We start from the raw sequence: 24090 nt of genomic DNA on the forward strand, positions 1-24090 counted from the left end.
TCCGCAGCGGGTTGGGTGGGGGCTTTTTTTGCCCTGGATCAAAATTTCAGGGGCCTGCTTTTCTGCTTGGCAAACGTTTTCCATTTTGACAGCGACGGATCTTTCAGCGCGTTCAATGTACCGGTACTAAAATAGCTGTGCGCCAATGCCTGAGGCGTCACATGACCCGAGTCGACCATGAACTTGGCGAGATTCCCGCCCCACTGCATGAAGTTGCCGCCCAGATCCTTGGTGAAATAACCGGTCTTATAGACCGCACCGGGAAACATCTTGGTAAAGACCTGATAAGCGAAATAATCGGTCACATACTCATCATAATTAAGATTCGTTGCGCCCAAGTCCGTTTCAGCCTGGAAACCGACATGTCGGTAAGAGGAGTAATGCAGGCTTTCGTGAACAATGGTGGAGCGAATCTTGTCCACATCAAGCTGCCCATTATCGGAGTAATCCGGTGAATCCACCCCCATGTAGATGATCCCTTCGGGTGATGTCCACGCAGCAGGATTGGCGCTCAGGTTTATCGAGTCGAACTCCATGGTTTCGTTACCCGGAACAGCCCTTATCTTGTTGAAGAGTTCTTCCTGGGAAACGCTCTTTATGGCAATGGGCTGCCGGGGCGAACTAAACAGTTCACTGATGACGCTGGCCAGTTCGACAATGTCCACATGATTTTTCGCCTCCCAACTGGCCGAAGGTACGTTGCCCGGCATGTTAGGCGGCGCTAGCACAACAGCTTCAAATACACGCTCGGCTGGCGCCTGTTTAGCTGCCCCTGGAGGTGGCTTTGGGCCAACCCCAGGCGGCGGGGGAGGGCCCGCGAATGTCAGAACCCTGAACGGAGGACCACTGGGTATTATCGGTACCGTCGTTGCCTTATCACTCTCCGGCTCTGTTTTTATGAGCCCATCCGTATCTACGAAAGTAAGCGGATTATTCCCCACCATCGCATAAGCATTCAGACCATCGGCAGCCCCGGCCGGGTCCGGATTGAGCCAACGCTGCAACCACGCTGCGTAGTACCTGAAACCGTAGTAATAGAGCCCTGTCGCATCCCGCTCCTTGCCCGAATAACGGATCGTCTTGTAACTGACCTCGATCACATCATCCCCGGCCAGGTAAGCGGTCTCGCCGAAGGGGTAGAAATGCTCCTGGCTGATGATTCGCCCATCGTGTCCGAACTCCAGGCAGACCGAACCCAGATGATCGGAAAAGCTGTATCGATAGTGATCGTTCACACCTGAAGGGGGTGGGCTGTCCCAGTGCAAGACCCGCACGCCGCTGAGCCCGCCCTGGGCGGTGATGACCTGCAGCGACTCGCCGGTGCCGCTGTCGGCGCGCAGCTCCAATCCCGGCAGGTAACGCACCTCGGCGGCCAGGGTCCGGGCCCCCGTGTGCAACGTGCGCAACTTGCGCACCCGCTGGCCGCCGCCATCGTAGACATAGGCCTCACGATCATCGAGCCCCGACTCGCGCTCGACCGGCGTGACCGAGCGCAACTGGTTGCGCAGGTCCCAGGCCAGGGTCCGGCTGCCCTCCAACACCAGGCCGTTACCCCGGGCATCGAACGCCGCGGCGATCTCCTCTTCGGTCGGCGGCACGCCGTTACGGTACGGCAGGCAACGATTGCTGTAGCGGGCCACCTGCAACTGACGACCATGGTTCTGCGCCCCGACGTGGGTCAGCTCCAGCAGGTTACCGCTGGCGTCGTAGCGATAGGTTTGTCGGTAATTGCTGAGCGCAGCCGGGTCGACACGCCCCACAGAGTCGGGCCCCTGATTCGCCCCGCCCGCCTCCCATCCGCTGGCTTCGATCAGCCGATAGAGGCTGTTGTAACGAAAACGACTGACCGGGTCGATGCGCTGGTTGGCGAAATAGCGCACCGGCACCGCCTTGTCCTCGATGCCCAGTACGTTGCCCACGGGGTCGTAAGCGTAAACAAGATGTTGCAGCGACTGACCGGCCCGCCGGACCTGACGCGCCATCAGCCGTCCGTCCTCAGGGGCGTAAGTCAGCGTGGTCTGCACGTCGTTGCCGGCCAACTCCCGTTCGATCTGGCCTTCGGCGTTGTAGTCGATCTCGCTCACCAGGGGTTGCCATTGGCTCTGGCCCTGCAACAGCAATTGGCTGCTGGACAGTCGACCATCGCGGGTCAGGGCCTGGCGCTGCCGATTGCCTCGGGCATCGATCTGCTCCAGCAGATCCCCCAGCGGACCGAGACGCCACGTCGACAACGCACCGTCGCCCGGTTCGAGCAGGGACTCGCGGTCGGCTTCCGACGCCGGCCAGTCCGGCATGGCCCCGTCCAGGCAGAAACGTCGACTCAGGGTCAGACTCTGGCCGCTCAGGGCAAAGGACTCCAACAGCAAGGTGCCCGCCGGGTCATCGTGGCGGATCAGTTGTCCGTACTGATTGAAGGCCTGGAGGCCCTGGCCCGGAGCGCCATATTGCATACGTTCGACACAGGTGCGCCGCTGTCCGCTACCTTGTTCGAACACCGCCACCGGACGGAGCAAGTCGTCGAAGGTCACCTCCCGTTGCATGCTCCGGCCATCCCAGCCCTGCAGGCTCTCACTGGCGAGCCCGGGCAGACCGAGCTGCCAGCCCGCGTCGACACTGTTCGTAAAGAGCACGTCACCGGACAGCGTATACACCGTCGAAAGATTGGCCGGGGTCGCCGCATCCTCCTGTTGCAGGGCCCACAGGCGCGGGTCCCATTGCTTAACCACGCGCCCGGCCATATCGAAAAGACTACGGTTGACCAGTGACTGCGCAGGCTCTCGCTCAAGCGCGCGGCAGTAATCGACCGAACGGACCGGCAGGAACCTGGGATCCACCACAATCAGCCTCGGCGTACCGTGATCCATGTTCATGCCTTGGCCCCCTGATTGTCGTGCGATCTGGCCGACATCTAACAAGGGGCAACCCCAGGTGGCTACTGTCAGAGATTACAGTGATGACCGATGGAGCAGATGGATGAGATATCCATGCCCCGTCCCCTTCGGTAGGATGGAACAACGGTATCGGAGGCTTCGAACATGCTTATCGGCGTCTTGCTGGTCATTACCTGGCTGGTCCTGCTGTTGCGCTATCCGGCCAAGGCGCTGCCGGTGTCATTGGCCGCATTCGTCGGCTTGGGGCTGGTCGCCGCCTGGGTGGTCTGGCAGGAAAACCGTGAAACCCGGCAACTGGCACGCCTGGAGCTGCGCATTACCTACGCCCCCGAACGCTGCCCTGCCGATCGCCCGCTGTTGCTGAACTTGAACAACGGCAACGACGTCCCCTTGGTCGAGCTGCGCTGGCGAATCGCGGCCTATGCCCCCGGCGATACCATCAACCTGGCCGACACGCCCTACAGTGCACCGCGCTACCGGGGCCCTGGCCAATTGCAGGCGGGCAAGGACTGGCAGGATTGCCTGCCACTGCCATCCTTGCGACCCGGCTACCGCCCGCAGACCCTGGAGTTTCGTGCCGAGCGTCTGCAAGGTAGTTTCTCCGACTGATTGCTTCTTCCCGACTTTATTCTGCACAAGGAACGCGCCATGCCCGTTGCGTTGATTACCGGATGTTCCAGCGGCATCGGCCGCGCCCTCGCCGATGCGTTCAAGACCGCCGGATACCAGGTCTGGGCCAGTGCCCGTAAAGCTGACGACGTCGCCCAACTCAGCGCCGCCGGGTTTACCGCGGTGCAACTGGACGTGAACGACAGCCGGGCCTTGGAGCAATTGGGCGAACGGATCAACCAACAGCACGGCGGTCTCGACGTGCTGATCAACAACGCCGGCTACGGCGCCATGGGTCCACTGCTGGACGGCGGCGTACCGGCGATGCAACGTCAGTTCGAAACCAACGTGTTCGCCATCGTCGGTGTGACTCGGGCGTTGTTCCCGGTACTGCGCCGCGCCAAGGGGCTGGTGGTGAATATCGGCAGTGTGTCCGGTGTGCTGGTGACACCGTTTGCCGGCGCTTATTGCGCCTCGAAGGCCGCGGTGCATGCCTTGAGCGATGCGCTGCGCATGGAACTGGCGCCCTTCGGCATCCGCGTGATGGAGGTGCAGCCCGGCGCCATCGCTTCGAGCTTTGCGAAGAACGCCGGTCATGAAGCCGAACAGTTGATCCATGAACAATCGCCCTGGTGGCCCCTGCGCGACGGCATCCGCGCCCGGGCCAGGGCATCCCAGGACAACCCCACCCCTGCCGGCGAATTCGCCGCGGGGTTGCTCAAGGCCGTGCAACAACCCAGGCCACCCCGCCTGCTGCGCCTGGGCAATGGAAGCCGGGCGCTGCCGTTGATGGCGGGATTGCTGCCCAAAGGGTTGCTGGAGAAAGGCTTGATGAAGCGGTTCGGGCTGGGTGGATCGCTTTAATCAAAACGGCAAAGCTCATCGACAACTGACCCACCGCCATCGCGAGCAGGGCTCGCTCCCACAAGCCCCAGAGCCTCAACCGCCGGCCTGGGGCTCGACCACCACCGTACAGGTCATCCCCGCCGCCAGCAGCACGGTGTCCGGCACTTGGTCGAGATGAATCCTTACCGGCACCCGTTGGGCCAGGCGAACCCAGTTGAAGGTCGGGTTCACGTCGGCGATCAACTCGCGACTGACCGGGTTGTCGCGGTCGTAGATCCCCCGGGAGATGCTTTCCACATGCCCCTTCAGCACCTCGCCACTCATCAACTGCAACTGCGCCGGGTCACCGATCCGCACCTTGGGCAGCTTGGTTTCCTCGAAGAAACCGTAAACCCAGAACGAATGCATATCGACCACCGCCATCTTCGCCTCGCCGATGCGCGCATAGTCGCCCCGGTGCACGTTGAGGTTAGTGACGTAGCCATCCACGGCTGCACGAACTTCAGTGCGCGACAGGTTCAGTTCGGCCGCCTCCAGTTGCGCCTGGGCTTGCTGGTAATCGGCCAGGGCCGAATCGGCGAGGTTGCTGGCGTCGTCGCGGTTTTCCCGGGAAATCACCAGGCTGTCCAGGTCGGCGCGCCGATGGGCATTGATCTTGCGCATTTCCCACGTCGCCTTGCGTGAGGCCACCAGCGATTGCGCCTGCTTGACCGCGATACGGTAATGCTCGGGATCGATGCGCATCAGCAAGTCGCCCTTTTTCACCTGCTGGTTGTCATGCACCGGCACGTCCACCACCTCGCCGCTGACATCGGCGGCGACGTTGATGATGTCGGCACGTACCCGACCATCGCGGGTCCAGGGCGTATTCATGTAATGGACCCACAATGCACGACCGATCCACAGCGCAAGGGCCAGCACCAGCAGCGTCGCAAGCAGACTGAAAAACTTTTTCATTGCATCGATCTCAACGGTAGACCGTCAGTGCCAACGCACCGAACAGACAGGTAAACAGACTCAGGCGCAACAGCGCCGGGTGCCAGAAGAAGCGGTACAGGTCCAGCCCCGACAGGAAGCGATCCAGGGCCCAGGCCAACGCCGCGGCGAGGAAGAACATCAAGGTCAGGGTGGGCATGTACACGCCGTGGAAGGCGATTTCACGAGGCATGTCGACGGTCCTGAGGCAGCGCGGCAGCGAAGGCCGCCATGGGCGATTGCGGATCCAGCAACGAAGTGCGGATGAAATGCAGGTAGCTCTTCACCCGGCGCAGGGCCGAGGTGTCGAAATGCGGGGCGAAAGGTTCGTCGGTGGCCTGCACACGGCAGATGGCTTGGTCCACCGCTACCAGGGCACGCTCCAGGTTGCCCGGTCCGGGGTGACGGAAAAGCCTCACCAGCGCCCGTCCCATTCCACGAATCGCCTGGCGCCACGGCTGGCTCTCGGCATAGGCCGGATGCACCGGCAGGATCGCCTGTTCCTTGCGCAACTCGATAACCCCATGACCGACCTCCAGCACCACGAACATCCAGCGCAAGAGGTCCCGTTGCACGGCGGGTTGTCCCGCCGCCAAGCCGTAGGCCTGGTGCAACAGGTCGCGGGTGCGGCTCTCGAAGCCCGACGCCAGCCCCTTGAGCCTGCCGCTGATAGCAAAGACCACTTGTTCGCGCAGGTCCTGCTCAAGCCGGCGCCACAACCAGCGGCTATTGGGCGGCAGGATGATCGCCCCGGCGGCGGCGCACACCAGCATGCCGAGGATCATCGCGAGGTAATCGTTGATGAACGTGTAGGGGTTGTACACCGTCAGGTTGTCGGGTACCGAACCTGTGCAGAAAAAGATCAGTAACCCCAGCCCGACCCCGGCGTATTGCGGCCGCGAACTGAGGAGCGAGCCGAACATGATCACCGGTGCCAACATCACACAGAGCAACGGGAAGCCGTCGATCAGCGGAAAGATGAAGAACATCTCGACAAAACCGATCAGCGCCCCGAGCAAGGTGCCGCAGGCCATCTGGAAGGCCATACGCTTGGGGTTCGGCGTGGCAGCCGACAAACCCACCGTGGCCGCGGCGATCATCGTCATGGTCGCGCCGCTCGGCCAGGCCGTGGCAACCCAATAGCTGCCCAGCACCAGCAAGATGAAGCCGGCACGCAACCCCGAAGCCGCGGCGGCCAGCCAATTGGTCTGCGACACGAACGGCTCGTCCCAGTGTTCACGCTCGTGACGGTGCTCGGCCAGGGACGCATGGGTCAGGGCGTATCCGTGCAGGTCGTCGACAAAGCGATAGAGCAATTCACAGGCGGTGTGGAAATCCAGTAATTGCGCATCGCTCGGTCCTGTTGCCTGGAACGCTGCCCGCAACTGACGGACCTGTGCCGGCAAGTCAGCCTTGTAGCGGGCCAAGACCTGGGCCAGGTGCGCCGCATCCCTATCGGTCAAGCCCCGCGCACTGAAGCCGTCCAGCAATTCGGCCAGGTTCTGCAGGCCGGGCTTGATGGCGTCCACCACATGATCGATGGCACCGACGCGCAAGCGCTGGAGCAACTGGTGCAAGGCATTGAAGCGCGTGGTGATGCCCATGAACTCGCTGTTCAGGCGACTGAGCCGGCCGTTGCGCCGACGCATGTGCGGGTCTTCGAATACCGTCACGCTGCGCAGGCTCTCCAGGCCCACCGCTTCGGCAATGAAACGCACGTTGGCGGCTTCGAAGGCATCCCGCTGGCTACGCCCGCGCAAGCCGTCGGTGACGAACAGCGCGAACACCCCAAAACGCTGGTACAAGGCGTTGCGCATGGCCGTGCTGGCGGTTTGCGGCAGGATCGCGGCGCTGACCAGGGTGGCGCAGAGAATGCCCAGAGAAATTTCCAGGACCCGCCAGAGCGCCGCCATGAACGCCCCTTCCGGATGGGCCAGGGCTGGCAAACCAATCATCGCCGCGGTGTAGCCGGCCAGCACAAAGCCGTAGGCCCGGAAGTTGCGATAACGCGCCGCACCCGCTGTGCAGACACCGACCCAGAGGGTCAGGCAACCGAGAAACCATTCGGTGGTCTGGGCGAACAACGCAATCAACGCCACCATCACCGCCGAACCGGCCAACGTGCCGAGAAAGCGGTAGAAGCTCTTGGCGAACACTTGGCCGCTTTGTGGCTGCATGACGATGAACACAGTGATCATGGCCGTGCGCGGTTGCGGCAGCTCCAGGCGCATCGCCAGCCACAACGTCAGGAACGCGGCAAACAGCACCTTGAAGATATAGACCCAGGTCACCCCATCGCTGCGGGCCCAGTCGAAGAAACCACGGCGCCATTCGAGACGGTAGAGCCAGCGTACGGGGGTCATCAAAGGGCTCATGGGCTAGCATTCATCGGGCGAAATTGAACATCGTGGCGGTGTCAGGTACATCGCTCCCGGCCTCCAGCCCACCACCCAGGGCCGTCACCAGATCGGCATGGACACTGAGGCGCGCCGCTTCCACCTGCTGCTGCACCTGCTGCTGCTTGAACAACAGGCTCTGGGCGTTGAGTACATTGAGGTAGTCCGTCAGCCCGCGCTGGAACGCCACCAACGCAATGTCGTAGGTACGTTGTGCGGCGGCCACGGACTCGGCGGCGAAGGCCTGTTGCTTGTCCATGGACTCGCGACGGATCAGTTGGTCGGAAATGCCCTTGAGCGCGTTCACCAGCGTCTGGTTGTAGTGCGCCACGGCGGCGTCATAGCCGGCCGCCGCCTCGCCCAACTGCGAACGCAGGCGCCCGCCGTCGAAGATTGGCAGCGTGACGGCCGGCCCGACGCTGTAAGTCAGCTTCTTGCCCGTCAGGAACTCCAGCGCACCGCCGCCCGTGGCCATGTAGCCCAGGCTTCCCACCAAGTCCACATTGGGATAGAAACCGGCCCTGGCCACCTCGATGCCCCGGGCCTGGGCCGCCACCTGCCAGCGACCGGCAACCACATCCGGTCGCTGGCCCAGCAGTTCGGCGGGCAATGTCGACGGCAGCTTCAAGGGGGCCCCCAGGGCCAGAGCCGGTCGCTGCAGACCCGCGCCCTCCCCCGGTCCCTTGCCCGCCAATGCGGCCAATTGATTGCGACTCAAGGCGATGGCTTCGTCGAGGGCGTCGAGTTGACGATGGGTCTCGGGCAACGGCGCCTGGGCCTGGCTGACGTCGAAATGAGTGCCGATGCCGCCGTCGAGACGCTTTTGCGCCAGGTCGAGAATCTGTTCCTGCTGGCGCAGGGTCGCGGCGACGATATCGCGCTGGGCATAATGCAGCGCAAAGCGGATATAGGCTTGCACGATGTTGTTCTGCAACTCCAGCTGCGCCTGCCGTGCCTCAGCGACGCTGGCATGGGCCAGGTCGACTGCCCGCTCGCTGGCGTTGCGCTCCCGCCCCCAAAGGTCCAGGGCGTAGCTCAGGCCCAGGCCGGCGTTGTTGTCCCAGGTGGTGGTGTCGGCCAGTTCGCCAGGACCGTAGAACTGATCGGTGGGCCAGTTATGGCGCTTGAGGGTCGCCTGGACATTGACCTGCGGTGACTCGGCCGCCTCGACAACACCGGCCATGGCCTTGGCCTGCCGCACCCTGGCGACGGCCAGGGCCAGGCTCGGGCTGTCCTGCCCCGCCAGGTCGATCCAGCGGTCCAGCTGCGGGTCGCCATAGCCCTTCCACCACTGGCGACTGGGCCAGTGGGCATCGCGGGCGGCCTCGCGGATGGCTTCATCGGTGGCCAGTCGATTGGCCGACAATGCCTCGCCCCGGGGTGCGATCCCTCCTGTCCCGATGCAAGCGCTGAGGGTCAACGATAAAGCCCAAACACTGAGAGTCTTCAGCTCTCTGCTGATGCAACGCGGCACTTGCGCAAGATTCCTGGGAGAGAAAAAACGGGAAACCGTGGGGTCTTCTGTGGGAGCGGGCTTGCTCGCGAAGGCTGACTGACATTCAACATCACCGGCGGTGGACACACCGTATTCGCGAGTAAGCCCGCTCCCACAGGTTCCGCACCAGACTCAAGCCAGCACAGCGACGGCGGCAATTCTAGGCACCCAGCCAAACGGCGATAAGCCGATCTTTCTGCGAATCTTTGTTACCGTAAACGCGATAATCCGTAAGTCGGATCCCGTAGCTCCGTAACTTCGTGTCACAATTTGCCATCGCCCTAGAGAGCCCTCCATGGACACCCTGCAAAACATGCGCGCGTTCTGCTGTGTTGCCGAAGCCGGCAGTTTCACCGCCGCCGCCGTGCAGCTCGATACCACGACAGCCAACGTCTCGCGTGCGGTTTCCAACCTGGAAGCCCATCTGCAAACCCGCCTGCTCAACCGCACCACCCGGCGCATTGCCCTGACCGAAGCCGGCAAACGCTATCTATTGCGTTGTGAACAGATCCTGGCCTATGTCGAGGAAGCCGAAGCCGAGGCCAGCGACGCCCATGCCCGACCGGCCGGACAATTGAAGGTCCACACCATGACCGGTATTGGTCAGCATTTCGTGATCGACGCTATCGCCCGCTATCGCAAGACCCATCCGGACGTGACCTTCGACCTGACCCTGGCCAACCGCGTGCCGGACATCCTGGACGAGGGTTACGACGTCTCCATCGTGCTGGCCAGTGAACTACCGGATTCAGGCTTCGTTTCCCAACGCCTGGGCATCACCTACAGCATCGTCTGCGCGTCACCTGCCTACGTGAAGGCCAACGGTTGCCCCCAAAAGCCCAGTGAGCTGCTGAACCACGCCTGCCTGCGCCTGGTCAGCCCGGTCATTCCACTGGAGAAGTGGGTGTTCGATGGCCCCGAAGGCCAGGAGATGGTCACCATCAACCAGTCCCCCTTCCTGGTGAATTCCGCCGATGCGATGAAAACCGCGATCATCAGCGGCATGGGTATCGGTGTACTGCCGGTTTATGCGGCCATCGAAGGCCTGCGCAACGGCACACTGGTGCGGGTAATGCCCAATTACCGCTCCCAGGAATTGAACCTCTATGCCATCTACCCTTCGCGCCAGTATCTGGATGCGAAGATCAAGACTTGGGTCGAGTACCTGCGGGGTTCGCTGCCGGAAATCCTGACAGCGCACCAGGCCGAGCTGACGGCGTACGAGTTGAGCGGAAGCCTGGCGGGGGCGCGAGCCACGAACTGAAATCGTCGCTCTGTGTCGAGGAACGCCCCTCAGCGCTTGCCCATCGAACGACGGGTGCCGGGAGGTGCGGCACCGGGGGACTTGGCATGACCGTCCTTTACCCCGTTTTTGTACCACGGCAGTTGCCCAGCGCCTTTGGCCGGGGCCAGCTCACCGGGCTTGAAGGGAAACTTGAAGGCCGGGATCGCCGCTTTGCCGCTCTCGGCGCTGGAAACATCGCCGTCAGGCAGGTCGGCCGGTTCGCCGTTCGGGGAAGTCATGTAAATGCCGCTCACTCAAGGTAGACCATCGATCTGCGGCGAGGGGTCTGTTCCTCGCCATATTGTGTGCAAGTCAGGCCTGGGAAAGACATGACGGGCGCCAGTATACCCGCCCGCTTGCGCAACGTATCGGGCAGATTCACCCTGGATACCCACTCGTCCGACAATTATCCAGGACAAAACTGACAAGCCTGTCAGTTAGTCGTCACCTTCCTGACCGTCTCGCAACGCTATATAAGAATCCTGTAAATCCCTTCGTCCCGGACCGGCTTCTCACACCCATGCACATCCAGAAAAAAACCGTCCTGCTCGTCGCGCTATTGGTCGTCCTGGCGGCCCTCGCCCTCTGGCTCGTCGTGAAGCCCAGCGCCGCCAAACCCGGTGCGCCTGCCGCCGTTCCGGTACGGGTGGTCAGCGTGGAGCAAAAGGATGTGCCGCGCTTCGCCAGCGGCATCGGCACGGTGCTGTCACTGCACAGCGTGGTCATCCGTCCGCAGATCGATGGCATCCTCACCCGACTGCTGGTCAAGGAAGGGCAACAGGTGAGCAAGGGTGACCTGCTGGCGACCATCGACGACCGCTCCATTCGTGCCAGCCTCGACCAGGCCCGGGCCCAGCTTGGCGAAAGCCAGGCGCAACTGGCGGTGGCCCAGGTCAATCTCAAGCGTTACAAATTGCTGAGCGTCGACGATGGGGTCTCGAAGCAGACCTACGACCAGCAACAGGCCCTGGTCAATCAGCTCAAGGCCACTGCCCAGGGCAACCAGGCAGCCATCGATGCCGCCCAGGTGCAGCTGTCTTACACCCAGATCCGCTCCCCGGTGACCGGTCGCGTCGGTATCCGCAACGTGGACGAAGGCAACTTCCTGCGCACCAGCGACAGCGAAGGCCTGTTCACCGTGACCCAGATCGACCCGATTGCGGTGGAATTTTCCTTGCCCCAGCAGATGCTGCCCACCTTGCAGCGGTTGATCGCCGCGCCCGAGCAGGCGCTGGTCAAAGCCTACATCGGCGCCGATGGCACGGCGGGCGAGCTGCTTGGCGAGGGTCGGCTGAGCCTCATCGACAACCAGATCAACCCCAACACCGGCACCCTGCGGGCCAAGGCCGAGTTCAGCAACACCGGGCAACGGTTGTGGCCGGGGCAACTGGTCACGTTGAAAATCCAGACCGCCCTCGACAAGGGCGCCCTGGTGGTACCACCGACCGTGGTCCAGCGCGGGCTGGACCAGCACTTCGTCTACCGGCTCAAGGGTGACAAGGTCGAGAACGTGCCGGTGGAAATGGTCTACCAGGACAGCGGCATGCAGATCATCAAGGGGGTGAACGCCGGTGATCAACTGGTGAGCGACGGCCAGTCACGCCTCAGGCCGGGGGCCCGCGTCCAGGTGCTCACTGCCCCACCGGTCCTCGCCACGGCCACGGAGCCGCAGCCATGAAGGGGCACGGCTCGATCTCGGCGTGGTGCATCGACCACCCCGTCGCCACGGTGCTGCTGACGTTCGCCCTGATACTGCTGGGCTCTATCGCCTTCCCTCGCCTGCCCGTCGCCCCGTTGCCGGAGGCGGAATTCCCGACGATCCAGGTCAACGCCCAACTGCCCGGCGCCAGCCCCGAAACCATGGCCTCCTCGGTGGCGACGCCGTTGGAAGTGCAGTTCAGCGCGATTCCCGGCATCACCCAGATGACCTCCAGCAGCGCCTTGGGTTCGACCAACCTGACCCTGCAATTCAGCCTCGACAAGAGCATCGACACCGCCGCCCAGGAAGTGCAGGCAGCCATCAACACCGCCGCCGGCAAACTGCCCGGCGACATGCCGAACCTGCCCACCTGGCGCAAGGTCAACCCCGCCGACAGCCCGGTGCTGATCCTCAGTATCAGTTCGAGTCTGATGCCCGGCACCGAACTGAGCGACTACGTCGAAACGCTGCTTGCCCGTCAGATCAGCCAGATCGACGGCGTCGGACAAGTCAACATCACCGGGCAACAACGCCCGGCGATCCGCGTCCAGGCCTCCGCCGACCGTCTCGCCGCCATCGGCCTGACCCTGGCCGACATCCGCACGACACTCCAGCAGGCCAGTCTCAACCTGGCCAAGGGCGCCCTGTACGGCGACTCAAGCATCTCGACCTTGTCCACCAACGACCAATTGTTCCAGCCCGAGGAATATGGCGACCTGATCGTGTCCTACAGGAATGGGGCGCCGGTGCATCTCAAGGACATCGCCAAGGTGATCAATGGCTCGGAAAACGCCTACGTCCAGGCCTGGTCTGACAGCGAGCCAGGGCTCAACCTGGTGATCTTCCGGCAGCCCGGGGCGAACATCGTCGAGACCGTCGACCGCATCCAGGCGGCCCTGCCCACCCTGGAAGCCATGCTCCCCGCCGCGGTACAGGTCAAGGTGCTGATCGATCGCACCCAGACCATCCGCGCCTCTTTGCACGAGGTGGAGCTCACCCTGCTGATCGCCGTGCTGCTGGTGGTGGCGGTCATGGCGTTGTTCCTGCGCCAGCTCTCGGCGACGCTGATCGTCTCGGCCGTACTGGGAGTGTCCCTGACCGCAAGCTTCGCCCTGATGTACGTGATGGGCTTCAGCCTGAACAACCTGACCCTGGTGGCCATCGTCATCTCGGTGGGCTTCGTGGTGGACGACGCGATCGTGGTGGTGGAGAACATCCACCGGCATCTCGAGGCCGGTGACGGCATGCGCGAAGCGGCAATCAAGGGCGCCGGCGAAATCGGCTTCACGGTGGTGTCCATCAGCTTCTCCCTGGTGGCCGCGTTCATTCCGTTGCTGTTCATGGGCGGCGTGGTCGGGCGGCTGTTCAAGGAGTTTGCCCTGACCGCCACCTCGACCATCCTGATTTCCGTGATGGTGTCCCTGACCCTGGCGCCCACCCTGGCGGCGCTGTTCATGCGAGCCCCGGCGCATCATGCTCACCGAGGTCCGGGCTTTGGCGAGCGGCTGCTGGGTGGCTATGAAAAAGGCCTGCGCAAGGCGCTGGCCCATCAAAGACTGATGATCGGTGTGTTCGGCCTGACCCTGGCACTGGCGGTGGCAGGCTATGTGTTCATCCCCAAGGGGTTCTTCCCGGTGCAGGATACCAGCCTGGTACTTGGCACCAGCGAGGCGGCCGCCGACGTGTCGTTCCCGGACATGGTGGCCAAGCACAAGGCCCTGGCCGAAATCATCGCAGCCGACCCGGCAGTGCAAACGTTCTCCCATTCCGTCGGGGTCTCGGGCAGCAACCAGACCATTGCCAACGGCCGTTTCTGGATCGCCCTCAAACCCCAAAGCAAGCGTGACGTCTCGGCCAGCGGCTTCATCGACCGGATCCGCCCCAAGTTGCAGAAAATTCCCGGCGTGGTGCTGTACCTGAGGGCCGGGCAGGACATCAACCTCAGTTCCGGTCCCAGTCGCGCCCAGTATCAGTACGTTCTCAAGAGCAACGACGGACCGACCCTCAACACCTGGGCACAGAAACTCACCGACAGGCTGCGCAGCAACCCGGCGTTCCGTGACATCTCCAACGACCTGCAACTGGGCGGCAGCGTTACCCATATCAACATCGACCGCAGCGCGGCGGCACGCTTCGGCCTGACCGCCAGCGATGTCGACCAGGCGCTTTACGACGCGTTCGGCCAGCGACAGATCAACGAATTCCAGACCGAGACCAACCAGTACAACGTGATCCTGGAGCTCGACACCCAGCAACGTGGCAAGGCCGAAAGCCTGGCCTACTTCTACCTGCGCTCGCCCCTGAGCGGGGAAATGGTGCCGCTCTCGGCCCTGGCCCGCTTCGATCCGCCCACCAATGGCCCGCTGTCCATTGCTCACGATGGCATGTTTCCAGCCGCCAACCTGTCGTTCAACCTGGCCCCAGGCGTGGCACTGGGGGACGCGGTGCGCATGCTCGACCAGGCGAAGAACGAGATCGGCATGCCCGCCGCCATCAGCGGCAACTTCCAGGGCGCGGCACAGGCATTCCAGAGTTCCCTGGCCAGCCAGCCGTGGCTGATCCTCGCCGCGCTGGTGGCGGTGTACATCATTCTCGGCGTGCTCTACGAGAGCTTCGTGCATCCGCTGACCATCATCTCCACCCTGCCCTCAGCCGGCCTCGGCGCCCTGATCATGCTCTGGCTGCTGGGCCAGGACTTCTCGATCATGGCGCTGATCGGGCTGGTGCTGCTGATCGGCATCGTCAAGAAGAACGGCATCCTGATGATCGATTTCGCCCTCGACGCGCAGCGCAATGGCGGGCTGACTCCGCAGGAGGCGATTTTCCAGGCCGGCATGACCCGTTTCCGTCCGATCATCATGACCACCCTGGCCGCCCTGCTGGGCGCCTTGCCGCTGATGCTCGGCCATGGCCCCGGCGCAGAACTGCGCCAGCCCCTGGGCATTGCGGTGGTCGGTGGCCTACTGGTGAGCCAGGCACTGACGTTGTTCACCACACCGGTCATATACTTGTGGCTCGAGCGGTTGTTCCATCGGCCCGTCCAGCATTCCGGGCCTGCGCCAGCCACGGCGCTGGCGACCACAGACTGAGGCGGGGCCATGCGCGTTCTGATCATCGAAGACGAAGAAAAAACCGCGGATTACCTGCATCGTGGCCTGACCGAGCAGGGTTACATCGTCGATGTAGCCCCCGACGGCGTCGAAGGGCTGCACCTGGCCCTGGAAAGCGAATACGCCGTCATCGTGCTCGACGTGATGCTGCCGGGCCTGGATGGCTTCGGCGTACTGCGAGCCCTGCGCGCCCGCAAGCAGACCCCGGTGATCATGCTCACTGCCCGGGAACGGGTCGAAGACCGCATCAAGGGCCTGCGCGACGGCGCCGACGATTACCTCGGCAAGCCGTTCTCTTTCCTGGAACTGGTGGCCCGCCTGCAAGCCCTGACCCGTCGCAGCGGCGGCCATGAGCCGGTGCAGGTGAGCATCGCTGACCTGTGGATCGATCTGATCAGCCGCAAGGCCACCCGCGCCGGCCAACGCCTGGACCTGACGGCCAAGGAGTTCTCGCTGCTCAGCGTCCTGGCCCGGCGCCAGGGTGAAATCCTCTCCAAGACCGCCATCGCCGAAATGGTCTGGGACATCAATTTCGACAGCGACGCCAACGTCGTGGAGGTGGCGATCAAACGCCTGCGGGCCAAGCTGGATGGGCCGTTCGAGCGGAAGTTGCTGCACACCATCCGCGGAATGGGTTATGTGCTGGAGAACCGCAGTGAGTAACAGCATCGCGCTACGCCTCAGCGGCCTGTTCACCCTGGTCGCCGCGCTGGTGTTCCTGTTGATCGGCGGTGCCTTGTACCAGCAGGTCGAAAAAGGCCTGGGCCTGCTGCCCGAAGCCGAACTCGACGCCCGCTACAGCGTGCTCGAATCCACAGTAGGCCGTTACGGCACGCCCGAACACTGGGTGAAGATCCACAACAAGCTGCGCTTGCTGGGGGAAGAAGACAAACGCATCCACTTCTGGATCGTCAGCGGTGATCCACACTTCGAATATGGCGATCCCGACCCGCAGATCCGCGCCTTCATCGCAGGGCCGCTGGGTAAACGCGACCTGCAATTGCCCAACCGTCATTACCCGATGAAAGTGCTGGTGAGCCAGTTTCCGGCCAAGGACCAACGACCGCCGCTGCGCTTCATGATCGGCATCGACACCGAAACCTTCTACCAGACCCAGTATCGTCTGCTGGTGGCCTTGGTGAGCCTGGCGATTGTCGGGGTGCTGCTGGCGTCCTTGCTCGGCTACTGGGTGGCGCGGATCGGCCTCAAGCCGTTGATCAAGCTGTCCGACGAAGCCCGGCGCCTGACCCCTCCGCGCCTGTCCGGGCGCCTGCGGCTATCGCCGTTGCCACCGGAGCTCAGCCAGTTCGTCAGCTCCTTCAACGCTACCCTAGACCGGGTCGAACAGGCCTACTCACGCCTGGAGTCGTTCAACGCGGATGTCGCCCATGAACTGCGTTCACCGCTGACCAATCTCATCGGCCAGACCCAAGTGGCGCTGACCCGCGGCCGTTCGGCCGAACATTACTTCGAAGTGCTGCAATCGAACCTCGAGGAACTGGAACGGCTGCGTTCGATCATCAATGACATGCTGTTCCTCGCCAGCGCCGACCAGGGCAGCAAGGCCACCAAACTGACCACCACGTCTTTGGCCGACGAAGTAGCCACCACCCTCGATTACCTGGACTTCATCCTCGAGGATGCCCAGGTCCAGGTCCGGGTCAGCGGCGACGCACAGGCCAGCATCGAGATCGCCCATTTGCGCCGGGCGCTGATCAACCTGCTGAGCAACGCGGTGCAGCACACCGCCCGTGGACAGGTTATCGACGTGTGCATCGAAGCCCAGGCCGACCAGATCACCCTCGCCGTCACCAACCCCGGCGAACCGATCGCCAACGAACATCTGCCGCGACTGTTCGAACGCTTCTACCGGGTCGATGCCTCTCGCAGCAACAGTGGGGCCAACCATGGGCTGGGGCTCGCCATCGTCAGGGCCATCGCCCTGATGCACGGTGGGGATGTCTTCGTGCGCAGTGACCGAGGCGCCAACACCTTCGGGATCCGTTTGCCGGCGTGACCGAGCGATACAGCCGCTTTTTCCGGGCCATTGAATGCTGGGCGAAAGGCTATTAGCCCAGAATCACAAAGTCTCGGCCTCCGCCGGCCACTCCGGCTTTTGCTCGAACACGGATTGCCCCTTCTCCTCGATCCAAGCACAATCTGCAAAAGGCCAGCATCTGGTGAATTGCCAGCTATGCTCCCTTCGGAATGGATCGGCCCTATAGACATCGGAATCATGAGCCCCAGCAGTGCGACATCCGGCAACACCCCACGATCGATACGTTCGGAGCGGGTCCTCGTACTGGCCAGCTCACTGGTTGTCATTGCCATCCTGTGCATCGTCACCTTCCTGCTGATCCGCGAGCACGCCAGCGCCCGTGAAGCGGCGACACGTGCGGCCACCAATATCGTGCAGTTGATCGATGCCGACGTGCTGCGCAACGTCGAACTCTACGATGTGTCGGTGCAAGGCCTGATTGCCGCGTCCAAGCGCGACGACCTGAAAGACGTTTCACCGGAAGTCCGTCATCTGGCCTTGTTCGACCGCGCCACCGCCGCTCCCTACAAAGGCGACATCCTGTTGCTGGACAAACAAGGTGATGTGATCGCTGACTCGGCCTCGGTCGAGCCTCGTGTCGGTAATTATGCTGATCGGGAGTATTTCCAGTCCCATGTCCAGAACCCAAGCCCGGACATGATGATCAGTCGTCCCTTCCGGGCCAGGAGTGGCGAGCACGACTGGCGTATCAGTTTCAGTCGCCGGCTGAACGACGACCGCGGCGACTTCCTGGGCGTGGCCGAAGCCGCAATGCGCTTGAGTTACTTCAGCCAGTTGTTCAAAAGCTTGAACATCGGGCATGGCGGTACGGTCAACCTGATCAGCCGCCAGGGAATCCTGCTGGCTCAGGAGCCGCCTCTGGCCGAGGACATGATCGGCCGGGATTTCAGCAACCGGCCGAACTTCGTGCGTATCCTGCGTGAAGGGAATGGCAGCTTCACCAGCATTTCCGGTTTTGATCAGAAACAGCGCCTCTACACCTTTTCCCAGGTCGGCGACTTGCCGTTGATCGTCGTGGTGGCGCTCTCCTCCGAGGAGGTCTTCGCTTCATGGTTACGCACGGCTTTGATCGTCAGCGGCGCTACCGGCGCACTGTGCATCGGCCTGCTCTGGCTCACCTGGCTGCTGCGCCGGGAATTGAGGCGCCGCCACAGAGCCGAACGAGAATTGGCTCATCTGGCATCCGTTGACGCGCTGACCGGCCTGGCGAACCGCCGGGCCCTGGATGAAACCTTGCGACAGGAATGGTTGCGGGCCCAGCGTTCGGGCCAACCGCTGTCGGTATTGATGGTCGATGCAGACCATTTCAAGGCATTCAACGACCGCTATGGCCACCCGCGCGGTGACGTGGCACTGCGAGCCTTGGCCGAGGTCATCAACCAACACGTTCGCCGCCCCGCCGACCTGGCGGCCCGCTACGGGGGTGAGGAGTTCTCGGTGGTGCTTCCTGAGACGACCACCGCCGGTGCATTCACTATGGCCCAATATATTCGCGAAGCGGTGGAGCAACTGCCAGCCACCATAGCCGGTGACACGCCGATGACTGTCAGTATTGGCATCGCGACCTGGGCACAGGGGCCCTATGGCGAAGTCGAACAACTGCTGCACGCTGCGGACAAGGCGCTGTACCAGGCCAAGGCAAGTGGGCGTAATCGAGTGGTTTGTGCGATGTGATGTTCCCCAGAGCCCTGTGGGAGCAAAGCTTGCTCGCGACTGCAGTGGGTCAGCCAGTATCAATGCTACTGACCTGACGCCATCGCGAGCAGGCTCGCTCCCACAGGGGATCGCAGGTGTACTCAGAATTTTTGTTCGGCACAGCCCCAACTGTGGTTACGACCGGGAAACAGGTCGGCTCTAAGGCCGCTTTGCTTTGGCTTTGGCTTTGGCTTTGGCTTTGGCTTTTGATCTTGAACGCCCCGTTAACCACAAGGGCCGAACGCAGGCGTTGCGTAGTGGGCAACCCGGCACGGATGCCGGGTTAGCCGCGCTGGGCCATGGATGGCCCTTCGCGGCGGGCCCACGGAGCAATGCCTTCGTTAAGGAACACCTCGCCTTGGCGAGGTGCCCAGTGGTGGGGCAAAGCCTTTTTTGCTTACTTTTTTTGGCGTTTGAAAAAAAGTGAGCCGCCGTCAGGGCGGAACCCTAAGCAGCCGCTACCGCAGCAACGGATATGTCCCCAAAACTCAAAACTCAAAAAAAGCGGCCCATAAAAAAAGGCCACCCAAAGGCAGCCTTCAAAAAACTAGAGAGGTTTTTTACTTACACCGCCGCAACCGGACGCATGTAAGAGATCGGTGCGGTACTGGCGTCTTCGAACGTCACAACTTCCCAGGCATCTTTCTGCTCAATCAACTTGCGCAGCAGCTGGTTGTTCAGTGCGTGGCCGGATTTGAAGCCCTTGAACTCACCAATCAGGCTATTGCCCAGCAGGTAGAGGTCACCGATTGCATCAAGGATCTTGTGTTTGACGAATTCGTCTTCATAGCGAAGACCGTCTTCGTTCAACACGCCATCGGAATCGACCACGATCGCGTTTTCAACACTGCCGCCGAGTGCGAGGTTGTGCTTGCGCAGATACTCGATGTCACTCATGAAACCAAAGGTACGGGCGCGGCTGACTTCTTTTACGAACGAAGTGCTGGAAAAATCCACGCTTGCACTCTGGGTGCGGTCACGGAAAACCGGGTGATCGAAATCGATCTCGAAGCTCACCTTGAAACCATCGAAAGGGACGAAAGTGGCGCGCTTGTCGCCGTCTTCCACTGTCACTTCCCGCAGGATACGGATGAACTTCTTGGCCGCGTCCTGCTCTTCCAGGCCAGCCGATTGAATCAGGAATACGAAGGGTCCGGCGCTGCCATCCATGATCGGGACTTCGGACGCGGAGAGCTCGACGTAGGCGTTATCGATGCCCAGGCCAGCCATGGCCGAGAGCAAATGCTCCACCGTGTCCACTTTGGTGTCACCGTTGACCAGTGTGGTCGACATGGTGGTTTCACCAACATTTTCCGCGCGAGCAGGAATCTGCACCACAGGGTCGAGGTCGGCACGACAAAACACAATGCCGGTGTCGACAGGCGCAGGCTTGAGGGTCAGATAGACCTTCTCGCCGGAGTGCAGGCCGACACCTGTGGCACGGATAATATTCTTCAGGGTGCGTTGTTTAATCATGGCATGGGCCGCTTCAGCGCAAATTGCGAACTGGTATCAACAAAGGCTGGCGATGATAGCAGACCAGACCTTTGCTGAACACCAATCACCCGAATACCCCTGATACATTTCATCAATCGGCCTGACGACGCAGGAAGGCCGGGATGTCCAGGTAATCCAGATCGTCTTGCGGATTCATCTTCGCGGCAGTCGCAGCACCGGCCTGGGCCTGGTTGCGCATGACGGTTGGACGGTCCAGGTCGCGGTAGTTCACCGCTGGCTGTTCCTGACGAACGGGGGCTTGCTGCTGAGGCTGCGAGGCCATGGTGGTCTGGACAGTGTTGTCGATTACCTTCATCGGCTTCTCGATTTTCGCACCCAGGCCGGTGGCAACCACGGTCACGTGCAACTCGTCACGCATGTCCGGATCGATCACGGTACCGACCTTGACCATGGCGTGGTCGGAAGCGAACGCTTCGATGATGCTACCCACGTCGGAGTACTCGCCCAAGGACAGGTCGGGACCTGCGGTGATGTTTACCAGAATGCCGCGGGCACCTTGCAGGTTCACATCTTCGAGCAACGGGTTGCGGATGGCCGCTTCGGTAGCTTCGCGAGCACGGTTCGGACCGCTGGCGCAGCCGGTGCCCATCATCGCCATGCCCATTTCGGACATTACGGTGCGGACGTCGGCAAAGTCGACGTTGATCATGCCCGGACGCTTGATGATGTCGGAGATACCGCGAACGGCACCGGCCAGTACATCATCGGCCTTGGCGAAAGCCGACAAGAGGCTTGCATCTTTACCAAGGATGGTCAGCAGTTTCTCGTTGGGGATGGTGATCAACGAGTCGACGCTGTCGCTCAGCGCGCGGATGCCTTCATCGGCAATCTGCATGCGCTTGCGGCCTTCGAACGGGAACGGACGGGTCACCACCGCAACGGTGAGGATGCCCATTTCCTTGGCCACTTCGGCAATGATCGGCGCCGCACCGGTACCGGTACCGCCGCCCATGCCCGTGGTGATGAACACCATGTTGGTACCGGCCAGGACTTCAGCGATGCGCTCGCGGTCTTCCAGGGCAGCCTGACGGCCAACCTCGGGGTTCGCGCCGGCACCCAGGCCCTTGGTCACGCCGGTACCCAGTTGCAGGATGGTCCGCGCGCCAATGTTCTTCAGCGCTTGAGCATCGGTGTTGGCGCAGATGAATTCGACGCCTTCGATGTTGCTCTTGACCATGTGGTTGACAGCGTTGCCGCCGCCACCGCCGACACCGATTACCTTGATAACCGGGCTAGCGGGGATGTTGTCTACGAGTTCGAACATTTTCCCTCTCCTTACATTCTCTAGTTTTTTTCGCCTACTGCATCTTCAGCTACAAGCTGCCAGCCCTGAGCTGCAAGCTTGCCGCTTGAAGCTTGAAACTTGTCGCTAAAAGTTACCTTTGACCCACGCCTGGAGACGCTCGAACAGCGGTGCCTTCGTCTCGTCGCTGCTGTAGCTGTCGCGGCTGCCTATCCCTGAGAACGAGATCCCGTCGGACTGCTTCTGCAGGCCGTACATCAACAGGCCCACGCCGGTGGAATAGATCGGGTTGCGTACCACGTCATCCAGGCCCTTGACGCCATGGGGCACGCCCAGGCGTACCGGCATGTGGAAAATTTCCTCGGCCAGCTCGACCGCGCCTTCCATCTTCGACGTACCGCCGGTCAACACGATGCCGGCCGGGATCAGGTCTTCGTAGCCGCTGCGACGAAGTTCGGCCTGGATCAGCGTGAACAGTTCGTCGTAGCGCGGCTCGACCACCTCGGCCAGGGCCTGGCGGGACAGCTCGCGCGGTGGACGGTCGCCGACGCTCGGGACCTTGATGGTTTCACCGGCACCGGCCAGTTTCGCCAGGGCGCAGGCGTAGCGGATCTTGATTTCCTCGGCGTACTGGGTCGGGGTGCGCAACGCCATGGCGATGTCGTTGGTCACCTGGTCACCGGCAATCGGGATCACCGCGGTGTGGCGAATGGCGCCTTCGGTGAAGATCGCGATGTCGGTGGTACCGCCGCCGATGTCCACCAGGCACACGCCCAGTTCTTTCTCATCGTCGGTCAGCACCGAGTAAGCCGAAGCCAGTTGCTCGAGGATGATGTCGTCGATTTCCAGGCCGCAACGGCGCACGCATTTTTCGATGTTCTGCGCAGCGTTCACGGCGCAGGTCACCACGTGGACCTTGGCTTCCAGGCGCACGCCGGACATGCCCAGGGGCTCGCGCACGCCTTCCTGGTTGTCGATCACGTAATCCTGCGGCAGGGTGTGCAACACCCGCTGGTCGGCCGGGATCGCCACGGCCTGGGCCGCGTCGAGCACGCGTTCGAGGTCGGCGGAGCTGACTTCGCGATCACGGATCGCGACGATCCCGTGGGAGTTCAGGCTGCGGATGTGATTGCCCGCCACGCCGACGAATGCCGAGTGGATCCGGCAACCGGCCATCAGCTGCGCTTCTTCGATGGCGCGCTGGATCGATTGCACGGTGGACTCGATGTTCACCACCACACCCTTCTTCAGGCCACGGGACGGATGGGTACCGATCCCGACGATGACCAGCGTGCCGTCGTCCGCAACCTCGCCTACCAGCGCAACCACCTTGGAAGTGCCGATATCCAGCCCGACGATCATTTTTCCGCTTTGCACGTTTGCCATGGGTCCTGCCTCTTCTTAATTCTTCGCGACGGCGGGTTGGGCCGTCGTGGGCGCTACCGGTTCCCGCCAGCCAACAGCCAGGCCATTGGCGTAGCGCAGATCGATGCGCGCGATGTTCGTAATCTGTTCTTTGAGCGTCTTGTCATAGATGGCGATAAAACGGCGCATCTTTTCCACCAGGTTGCCGCGACCGAGCAGCAGCTCGATACCCGGCCCAGAGCTGCCCGCGCCAGTGGTCAGGAACCAACTGCCGCGCTCGCGCAACTCCAGGCGCGCGATGGAGAAGCCCAATGGCCGCAACATCTGGCTCAACACCTGGTACTGCTGCATTACCTGCTGCTGAGCCCGCTGCGGGCCGAACAACTGTGGCAAATGTTCGTAGTTGGCCAGTTCCCGCGGCGTGAACGCCTGGCCCTGGTTGTTCAACAGCGACTCGTCACCCCAGCGGGCCACCGGCAGTTGTTCTTCCAGGCGGATCGAAACCTGATCGGGCCACACACGCCGGACTTCGGCATGGGCAATCCAGGGCATCTGCTCCAGTTCCGTGCGCATGCCCGCCAGGTCGATGGTGAAGAAGCTCGACGCCACGAACGGGGCGATCCGCTGCTGCACCGCCTGCTGGCTGATGTAGCTGAGGTCGCCCTGGACGTTGATCCGGGCGATCGGCCGGTCGGCGTAAGGCAGCAACCGCTGTGCGCCTTCATACGTACCGAACCCCAACGCCACCAGCAGCACCGGCCATAACAGGCTCTTGAGAAAACCAAAGTTGGCTTTCGGCAAGCGCGCCGACATCGGCTCTTTGGCCACCATTCGGCTGGCACCCCGCGGTACCGGCTTGCGACCGGGTGCGGATGGCTGATGACGAAGCGATGCGCCTTGCATG

18 protein-coding genes are annotated in these 24090 nt (G+C 62.3%); 8 read left to right on the top strand and 10 right to left on the bottom strand.

What is annotated here, in order from left to right; translation table 11 throughout:
* Positions 1 to 38: 38 nt before the first annotated feature.
* The gene (locus tag FBX99_RS01740) at positions 39 to 2870 is read right to left on the bottom strand and encodes an RHS repeat domain-containing protein (protein ID WP_145130470.1); all 2832 of its coding nucleotides are present in this window, start codon (positions 2868 to 2870) and stop codon (positions 39 to 41) included.
* A 165-nt stretch (positions 2871 to 3035) separates the two neighbouring features.
* Here FBX99_RS01740 and FBX99_RS01745 point away from each other — a divergent pair, with 165 nt between their 5' ends.
* Positions 3036 to 3500, top strand: coding sequence for a multidrug transporter (locus FBX99_RS01745; protein ID WP_144927741.1), 465 nt, complete (start codon positions 3036 to 3038; stop codon positions 3498 to 3500).
* 39 nt (positions 3501 to 3539) lie between these two features.
* Positions 3540 to 4364, top strand: a complete 825-nt coding sequence (locus tag FBX99_RS01750; protein ID WP_144927738.1) for an SDR family oxidoreductase — start codon at positions 3540 to 3542, stop codon at positions 4362 to 4364.
* 75 nt (positions 4365 to 4439) lie between these two features.
* Here the strand turns inward: FBX99_RS01750 and FBX99_RS01755 are convergent, their stop codons facing one another.
* From FBX99_RS01755 to FBX99_RS01770, 4 genes are read right to left on the bottom strand one after another with little or no spacing between them, the layout of a single operon-like run.
* On the bottom strand, positions 4440 to 5303 hold the full coding sequence (locus FBX99_RS01755) for an HlyD family secretion protein (protein WP_144927735.1): 864 nt from the start codon (positions 5301 to 5303) through the stop codon (positions 4440 to 4442).
* 10 nt (positions 5304 to 5313) lie between these two features.
* On the bottom strand, positions 5314 to 5514 hold the full coding sequence (locus tag FBX99_RS01760) for a DUF1656 domain-containing protein (protein ID WP_024780658.1): 201 nt from the start codon (positions 5512 to 5514) through the stop codon (positions 5314 to 5316).
* Complete coding sequence (locus tag FBX99_RS01765) at positions 5504 to 7696, bottom strand: FUSC family protein (RefSeq protein ID WP_144927732.1); 2193 nt, start codon at positions 7694 to 7696, stop codon at positions 5504 to 5506. Before FBX99_RS01765 ends, FBX99_RS01760 begins: the two co-directional genes overlap by 11 nt.
* Before the next feature lie 10 nt (positions 7697 to 7706).
* Positions 7707 to 9191: an efflux transporter outer membrane subunit gene (locus FBX99_RS01770; RefSeq protein ID WP_144927729.1), complete on the bottom strand. Its 1485-nt coding sequence runs from the start codon at positions 9189 to 9191 to the stop codon at positions 7707 to 7709.
* Positions 9192 to 9507: 316 nt separating this feature from the next.
* On the opposite strand from FBX99_RS01770, the gene FBX99_RS01775 reads away from it, so the two are divergent.
* Positions 9508 to 10476, top strand: a complete 969-nt coding sequence (locus FBX99_RS01775) for a LysR family transcriptional regulator (protein WP_144927726.1) — start codon at positions 9508 to 9510, stop codon at positions 10474 to 10476.
* Between the two features lie 29 nt (positions 10477 to 10505).
* On the opposite strand, the gene FBX99_RS01780 is transcribed toward FBX99_RS01775, so the two are convergent.
* Positions 10506 to 10736 (bottom strand): hypothetical protein, encoded by a 231-nt coding sequence (locus FBX99_RS01780; RefSeq protein WP_144927723.1) that lies wholly within the window; start codon positions 10734 to 10736, stop codon positions 10506 to 10508.
* Positions 10737 to 11017: 281 nt separating this feature from the next.
* Here FBX99_RS01780 and FBX99_RS01785 point away from each other — a divergent pair, with 281 nt between their 5' ends.
* From FBX99_RS01785 to FBX99_RS01805, 5 genes are all read left to right on the top strand, one after another.
* The gene (locus tag FBX99_RS01785; protein WP_144927720.1) at positions 11018 to 12175 is read left to right on the top strand and encodes an efflux RND transporter periplasmic adaptor subunit; all 1158 of its coding nucleotides are present in this window, start codon (positions 11018 to 11020) and stop codon (positions 12173 to 12175) included.
* A complete protein-coding gene (locus FBX99_RS01790; protein WP_144927717.1) occupies positions 12172 to 15285 on the top strand; it encodes a multidrug efflux RND transporter permease subunit in 3114 nt (1037 codons plus the stop codon). The genes FBX99_RS01785 and FBX99_RS01790 overlap by 4 nt, the downstream gene beginning before the upstream one ends.
* Before the next feature lie 9 nt (positions 15286 to 15294).
* Complete coding sequence (locus tag FBX99_RS01795; protein ID WP_144927714.1) at positions 15295 to 15969, top strand: heavy metal response regulator transcription factor; 675 nt, start codon at positions 15295 to 15297, stop codon at positions 15967 to 15969.
* Positions 15944 to 17323 carry a heavy metal sensor histidine kinase gene (locus FBX99_RS01800; protein WP_144927711.1) on the top strand — a complete coding sequence of 460 codons (1380 nt, stop codon included), beginning with the start codon at positions 15944 to 15946 and terminating at the stop codon, positions 17321 to 17323. Before FBX99_RS01795 ends, FBX99_RS01800 begins: the two co-directional genes overlap by 26 nt.
* A gap of 219 nt (positions 17324 to 17542) precedes the next feature.
* A complete protein-coding gene (locus tag FBX99_RS01805; protein WP_144927708.1) occupies positions 17543 to 19039 on the top strand; it encodes a sensor domain-containing diguanylate cyclase in 1497 nt (498 codons plus the stop codon).
* A gap of 585 nt (positions 19040 to 19624) precedes the next feature.
* On the opposite strand, the gene lpxC is transcribed toward FBX99_RS01805, so the two are convergent.
* The 4 genes from lpxC to FBX99_RS01830 all read right to left on the bottom strand — a co-directional run bounded on the left by lpxC (position 19625) and on the right by FBX99_RS01830 (position 24089).
* Entirely contained in the window at positions 19625 to 20536 is a 912-nt protein-coding gene (gene lpxC / locus FBX99_RS01815; protein ID WP_010452622.1) for a UDP-3-O-acyl-N-acetylglucosamine deacetylase, read from the bottom strand.
* 112 nt (positions 20537 to 20648) lie between these two features.
* Complete coding sequence (gene ftsZ / locus FBX99_RS01820; RefSeq protein ID WP_047701346.1) at positions 20649 to 21842, bottom strand: cell division protein FtsZ; 1194 nt, start codon at positions 21840 to 21842, stop codon at positions 20649 to 20651.
* A 105-nt stretch (positions 21843 to 21947) separates the two neighbouring features.
* On the bottom strand, positions 21948 to 23207 hold the full coding sequence (gene ftsA, locus FBX99_RS01825; RefSeq protein ID WP_144927705.1) for a cell division protein FtsA: 1260 nt from the start codon (positions 23205 to 23207) through the stop codon (positions 21948 to 21950).
* 15 nt (positions 23208 to 23222) lie between these two features.
* Positions 23223 to 24089, bottom strand: a complete 867-nt coding sequence (locus FBX99_RS01830) for a cell division protein FtsQ/DivIB (RefSeq protein WP_144927702.1) — start codon at positions 24087 to 24089, stop codon at positions 23223 to 23225.
* Position 24090 lies beyond the last annotated feature (1 nt).

Origin of the sequence: Pseudomonas sp. SJZ074, assembly GCF_007828215.1 — a bacterium.
GTDB lineage: Bacteria > Pseudomonadota > Gammaproteobacteria > Pseudomonadales > Pseudomonadaceae > Aquipseudomonas.